Source organism: Clostridium sp. (genome assembly GCF_040797585.1).
Classification (GTDB): Bacteria; Bacillota; Clostridia; order Clostridiales; family Clostridiaceae; genus Clostridium_Z.
This window is the reverse complement of the sequence record NZ_JBFNEO010000158.1, coordinates 1-6795: the sequence shown is the minus strand read 5'-3', so window position 1 is coordinate 6795 and position 6795 is coordinate 1. Positions and strand designations below refer to the sequence as shown.

The window sequence follows — 6795 nt, the reverse complement described above, 5'->3', positions numbered from 1 at the left end:
AAATCTATTTAGGGTATTTATAATATCTTCATTAAAATTTTTCTCAATATAAGGAATAAGTTCAAGTCTTACCTTATTTCGAGAATATATAGTCTCTAAATTAGTCTTATCTATCCTAGGTAAAAGCTTATTATCCTCACAATAGGCTTCTATCTCATGTCTATTTAAAGATAGTATAGGTCTTATATAAATATTATCTCTAACAGGTCTTATTCCTATAAGTCCTTCTATTCCTGTTCCCCTCATAAGTCTCATAAGAACAGTTTCAGCTTGATCATTTAAATTGTGGGCTACTGCTATCTTATTAATATTAAACTCTTCTTTTAAGTCATTAAAGAATTCATACCTAGCTTCTCGCCCTGCCATCTCACTTGATAAAGCTCTCTCCTTAGCATACCTATTTATATCTACTCTTTTTACATAGCATTGGATGTTTAAACTTTTACAAAATTCTCTTACGTACTCTTCATCTTTATTAGCATCCTCTCCTCTTAAGCAATGATTTAAATGGGCTGCCAGTATTTCTATACCTAGTTCATCTTTAAGTTCATTTAATATATGTATTAAACAAATAGAATCTGGTCCTCCTGATAAAGCTACTAGAACCTTATCATTCTTAGATATCATATTATTTTCTTTAACAAAATCTCTAACCTTTACTATCATTTACCCACTTCCTAGTAACATAATAATAAGCTTATTATACCACAGTTTTTTAAATATGAAGTATTAAGTTTATTATTAAATAAAAGCACTCCAAAAGGAGTGCTTTAATATAAGTCATAAACCTTAGAAACAATAATTGTCATATCATCTTTGGCTTTACCTCCACTTAACTCCTTAACTCTATTTATTATGTCATTGGCTAACTCTTTTGGGTTGCTACAAGTAGTTTCATTGAGATATGAAAGTATCCATTCCCCCTCTACGGAATCCATGATTCCGTCACTTATTGTTATTATCATATCTCCGTTTACAACTCTCCTTTCTATAATATCAACATCTACCTTATCTAAAACTCCGATAGGTAAGGTTTTAGAGCTTATTGCATCCACGCCACTTTCTGACTTTATAAAACTTGCTACTGCCCCTACTTTCATAAAGGTTACATCTCCACTATATATATCTATACTATTCAAATCTAAGGTAGAAAACTTATCCTCCTCTGAACATCTTATGCTCATAACTGAATTAACAGTATTTATAGCAGTCTCCTTACTAAAACCCCCCTCAGTAAATTTTTCTATAAGCTCTACAGCTGCTTTACTTTCCCTATGAGCTTCTGGTCCTGAACCCATACCATCACTTAATACTGTCATATAAGTCCCATCTTTTAATTTTCCGTAGCTATAACTATCTCCATTAAACTTTTCTCCATCTTTACTCTCTCTAGCCACATAAGAAGATACATGGAACTTTGGAGTCTCTTCAAACCAAATAGTACACTTTTTAGTATTACTATCTACTATGCATCCTTCGTCCCCAACACACATTAATCTTCCAGAGACCTCATTTATTAAAGGTAATACCTGCTTTATACATTTTTCCTTACCACCGCAAGCTTCCTTAGTTAGTTTCACATGAAGCCTTGAATTTCTATCTTCATAACATAATACATCGCTGACCTTTAATGATTTCTTATTTAAAACCCTCCTTAAAGTTTTTTCAAACTCTATATTAAAAGAAACCTCCTTATTAAAATCTTCTACTATTTCTTCTATTGTATTTGCCATATTTTTTACTTGGCCTGATAGAATTTCTCTGCCTTCACTCAACCTCTTTCTCCACATCTCACTTATAATATAATTGTTTACGATCTCCTCTGTGAAACTAATAAGAGTTGTCCTTTTTACACACTTTTCTTGGAGTTGTTTTGGAATCTTATAAGTATTTTCCTGATAATTTTGTATAAGCTCTCCGAAACCTATGTAGGTATGATGAAATTCTCTCTTCCAACATATATTTTTCATATCACACCTTCCACAAACTTTTTCTGCTAAGTTTTCTATTAAGGCACTACTCTTTTGTTTCATCACTAATTTATCATTATCTACTAAATCATTAAGTATAGTAGATGTGGAATTTAATATAGAAGAAAATCCCTTTAATTTATCTTCAAAAACCTCCTTTATTTTTTCTATATAGTCTTGCCCTATAATTTCCTGTTTTCTTTCCCAATCCAGCTCTACAATCCATTTGTCATATATTCTTGAAGGTATCAAAAGAAAAATTCCTGACGTTATAACCCCCTCTATTATTTTTATATCTTCTGATATACCTGAATAAAGTTTTAATATGCAAAATATAACTAAATAAGCTAAGGCAGTAAGCCATTTTCCCGTTTCCTTAAACACTCCAACTATTAATCCACAAACTCCATATATACTTATGAAATTAATCATATTATTAGAGGATACCCCAACTATTATCCCCATAGCTACTCCTGTAGCTGCTCCTACAGCACTTCCATTTATATATGAAATTATCATTATAAAAGATAAAGCTAATAAGTTCCTAAAACTTACATTTAATATATCCATTCCCCAGGTTCCTGAAATAATTAAAGATACCACTATAGCCATGCTTATTATCTCTTCATTTTTAAATAAATGCTTAGTTTTTAATTCTTCACTGCATATTATAGCGTAGTCCATAATAAAATATATTGGGAAGATAATGGCCAAATGAAAGATTGAGGTTAAAAAAACCACTGCTAGAGTATAGCTATTCACTAAATATCTATATAAAATCATGGCTCCTAACATAAAGAGTAATGATATAACTATCTTTTGCATTACCTTTAATGACTTAATTCCATAATTAATAGATGTTATGGCTGTAATCATTATAAGATATAATGGTAACTCTTCTATGGTATTAAATAGAGTCATATATCCTATAAAACTTCCAACCCCTACTGCCAGTGGTAACCTATCCTTTTTATGCTTAATCATAGTCAATGCTAATGCTATTCCAAAGGGTGCTGTATTATTTATCATAGTAACCCTGCTTATAAAAATAGCACTTATAAAATATACTATGAACTTTAGATTTATGTTACTTTTTACAACTTCCTTCTCCCTAATGTGTTTATTAATCCTTTCGTAACTGCTTACCTGTGCTCCTATTTGCATCCATTTCCCTCCTACCATTTTTTGTAACTTAGTATCACTAATTATAACAAAGGCTTTTGGAAATTATTGTCATAAACTCTGAGAAGCACAAAAAACCATATTACATAAATACAGAAATATAGAAAAAAGAAAACACATAAGTTAATTTATTTTCAATGTTATATAGTAATGGTATATGGTGAATTTTATTACTTATCCACAATATATATGTATGAAGAAGTATTTAAACACATATATTGTGGATAATAATTTTATTTATATATTTTTTCTTTTGTCGTCATTATCAAAAAGAAGGATTAATTTGTGGATAACTTTCTAGAATACATTATCACTTTACTTAAAACCCGTTTTTTTTAAATTACCTCATTTATTATCTTATATTTTCTCCTTTAAAATATAAAAATAGCATAATTCCTAAAATAAAGTTAAACTTAGACTAAGATACGTGATGATAACCCCCATAATATTAAAATTTATACTTGTCTTAATCTATGAAATATAAATGGCATTATGGAACTTTAAAAATATAAGCTCCATAATGCCATTAACCATCTTATATACGGTATTTCTATTATATATAAATATACTATAATTTCTCTTATACATTCATACTTATATATTGTACTCTTTATAAAACCTTAGATAAAAAGTCCTTAGTTCTACCATGTCTAGGATTTTCAAAAATCTCTTTAGGACTTCCCTGCTCTATGATATTTCCTCCATCCATAAACAATATTCTATCTCCAACCTCTCTTGCAAATCCCATCTCATGAGTTACAACCACCATAGTCATACCTTCTTTTGCTAAGTCCTTCATTACATTTAGAACTTCTCCTACCATCTCTGGATCCAGTGCGGAAGTAGGTTCATCAAAAAGCATTACTTCTGGTTCCATTGCTAAGGCTCTAGCTATAGCAATTCTTTGTTTTTGCCCTCCTGATAGAGACCCTGGATATGAAGTAGCTTTATCTTTAAGTCCAACCTTGTCTAAAAGTCTATAAGCTATAGTTGTAGCTTCTTCTTTACTAATATTTTTAACCATCATAGGAGCTAAAATTATATTATCAAGTACACTTTTATGAGGAAACAGATTAAACCCTTGAAAAACCATCCCCATCTTAGCTCTAATATTGTCTATAGATAATTTTCCACTTGTAATATCTTGTCCATCAAAAACTATGCTTCCTTTAGATGGATTTTCCAGTAAGTTTAAACATCTCAAAAATGTAGATTTCCCTGAACCTGAGGGACCTATAACAACAACTACTTCTCCCTTTTTTATATGTTCATCCACATCTTTTAAAACTTCATTACTTCCAAAATTTTTACTTAATTTATTAATACGAATCACTTACCTTCATCCTCCTTTCAAAATAAGCTACTAGTTTTGATAAACTAAATGTTAGAACAAAGTATATTACTGCTGCTACTATTAAAGGCTCAAAAGGCTTGAAAGTAATACTTCTTACAATATCAGCATTATACATAAGTTCCTTAATACCTATAACAGATACTATAGAAGACTCTTTTATAATAGTTATAAACTCATTACCTAAAGCTGGTAAAATATTTCTTATTCCCTGAGGAATTATTATATACTTCATTGCCATAATCTTGCTCATTCCTAAACTTCTAGCTGCCTCCATTTGCCCTTTATCTACAGCCTCAATACCTGCCCTTATTATTTCTGCAACATAAGCTGCTGAATTTAAAGACAAGGTTATTATTGCTGAAATTAGGTCAGGAGAACTTGATCCAAGAAAAGAAAGATTATCAAAATTTATTCCAATAGCGGGAAGTCCATAATATATTATAAGTAATTGCACTAATACAGGAGTTCCTCTAATAAATTCTATATAAGCAGTGGCTATAGTTCTTATGACTTTATTATTACAAAGTTTCATTAAGCATAATGCAAGTCCAAATATTATTCCTAATAATATTGTAAAAAAAGCTAATATAATTGTATAATTTATACCCTCTAAATAATAAGGATAATACTCTTTAATAAATCCAAAATCCATATATAATTCTCCTTATTTCTTACTCAATTAACTTATTTGCCTCTACTACAAATTCATCAATCTTTCCTTCTTTGATTAATCTATCTAAAGTCTTATTTATAGCTTCCTTAAGTTCTTCATTTCCCTTAGCAACTGCTACTGCTGATCCTTGCTCTTCCTTATTAATATCAAAAGTAATATCAGTTATACTTAAATCTTGGTTTTTATCAGTATAGGCTTTTGCAACTGGCGTCTCTACTACTATTGCATCAACCTTATTATTCTGAAGATCTAACATAAGTTCTGTTACCTTTCCAAGTCTTTTAAGTTCTGCTCCCTGAAGCTGCTCTTCTGCGAGTTTCTCTTGTATAGATCCTTTTTGAACTCCTACTTTAAGCCCATTGAAGGAAGATTTATCCTTAAATTTATCTTTCTTATCTGTTTTAACAATAATTGATTGGTCTGCAGTGTAGTATATATTTGAAAAATCTACACTTTCACTTCTCTCTGGTGTAGGATTCATCCCTGCTAGTACCATATCTACTTTATTTGTAGTAAGAGCTGGCAATAATCCATCAAATTTCATTTCATTTATTTCAAGCTCTGCACCTAAATCCTTTGCTATTTCCTTTGCTATTTCAATATCAAAACCTACTACAGTATCTTTTCCATCTATTATTTTATGAAACTCATAAGGTGGATAATCTGCTGAAGTACCAAGAACTATTTTTTTCTTACTATCATCCTTTGGAGCCTCTTCTTTCTTACCACATGCCATCATAGATGCTCCTAGAATTGTTATTAAACCCAAACATATTACTTTCTTTAAAAATTTTTTATTCATTCTAAATATCCTCCTTGTATAACTCTTTTTCAACTTATGCATAATTATACATCATATAAGTATAATTATGCAATACATTTTTAAAAATTTTTATTTATTTTTCTATCTTCTATCCAAGACCTTTCTGTAAAACGTTTTCACAACCTCTGTATTGTTACATCAAAACTTCTTATATACTTTTATGCATATATTATGCATAAATAAAATATATTCTATAGTTATATGATTTTTGATTCAAAACTTATATTATGAACTGCTTAAAGTCTAAAATTTAAAAGGATTTAAGTACATGTATAATTTAAAATTTAGGCTAAAAACCTTATACTTTCTATTTTAAATAATTACATTAAAGATTTTATATCTTTTACTTTTTATAAATCAGATGTCTATAAGCTTTATAGTTAAATTATCTTATTAAAAACAGAAGAGCTCCTTGCCATGCTTAAGCTGCCCATTGGAATTATTGTCTTTTAATAGGTAATTTTTACTTATTAGAAATTTACATATCAACTTTGATTGTTTTAATGTTTAACTATTACAACTGATTAAACTAATTATTATAAAAAAATTTTCTTATAAATTCTATGTACTTAAAAATTACTTTTTAATTTCATATGAAACTAAGTCTAATTGATAAAATTTTAAGAGGAAAGTATTTAATAGAATTTAATATACGGATTAGATTTATATGATAAGACTTTCTCATGGTAAGTATTTTTTTATAACAAAAAGAGTTCATGATAATTATCATGAACTCTTCTGGTAGCGGAAACAGGACTTGAACCTGCGACCCTTCGGGTATGAACCGAATGCT

The 6795-nt window shown here is 29.3% G+C and carries 5 protein-coding genes; all 5 read right to left on the bottom strand.

The window, feature by feature from the left end; genetic code table 11:
• Positions 1-666: tRNA lysidine(34) synthetase TilS (tilS, locus tag AB2369_RS10045; protein WP_367666345.1), on the bottom strand; the 666-nt coding region annotated here is incomplete at its 3' end.
• A gap of 104 nt (positions 667-770) precedes the next feature.
• A complete protein-coding gene (spoIIE, locus tag AB2369_RS10040; protein ID WP_367666344.1) occupies positions 771-3134 on the bottom strand; it encodes a stage II sporulation protein E in 2364 nt (787 codons plus the stop codon).
• A 628-nt stretch (positions 3135-3762) separates the two neighbouring features.
• A complete protein-coding gene (locus tag AB2369_RS10035) occupies positions 3763-4485 on the bottom strand; it encodes an amino acid ABC transporter ATP-binding protein (RefSeq protein ID WP_367666343.1) in 723 nt (240 codons plus the stop codon).
• The gene (locus AB2369_RS10030; protein WP_367666342.1) at positions 4472-5158 is read right to left on the bottom strand and encodes an amino acid ABC transporter permease; all 687 of its coding nucleotides are present in this window, start codon (positions 5156-5158) and stop codon (positions 4472-4474) included. The genes AB2369_RS10035 and AB2369_RS10030 overlap by 14 nt, the downstream gene beginning before the upstream one ends.
• 19 nt (positions 5159-5177) lie before the next feature.
• Complete coding sequence (locus AB2369_RS10025) at positions 5178-5981, bottom strand: transporter substrate-binding domain-containing protein (protein WP_367666341.1); 804 nt, start codon at positions 5979-5981, stop codon at positions 5178-5180.
• Positions 5982-6795 lie beyond the last annotated feature (814 nt).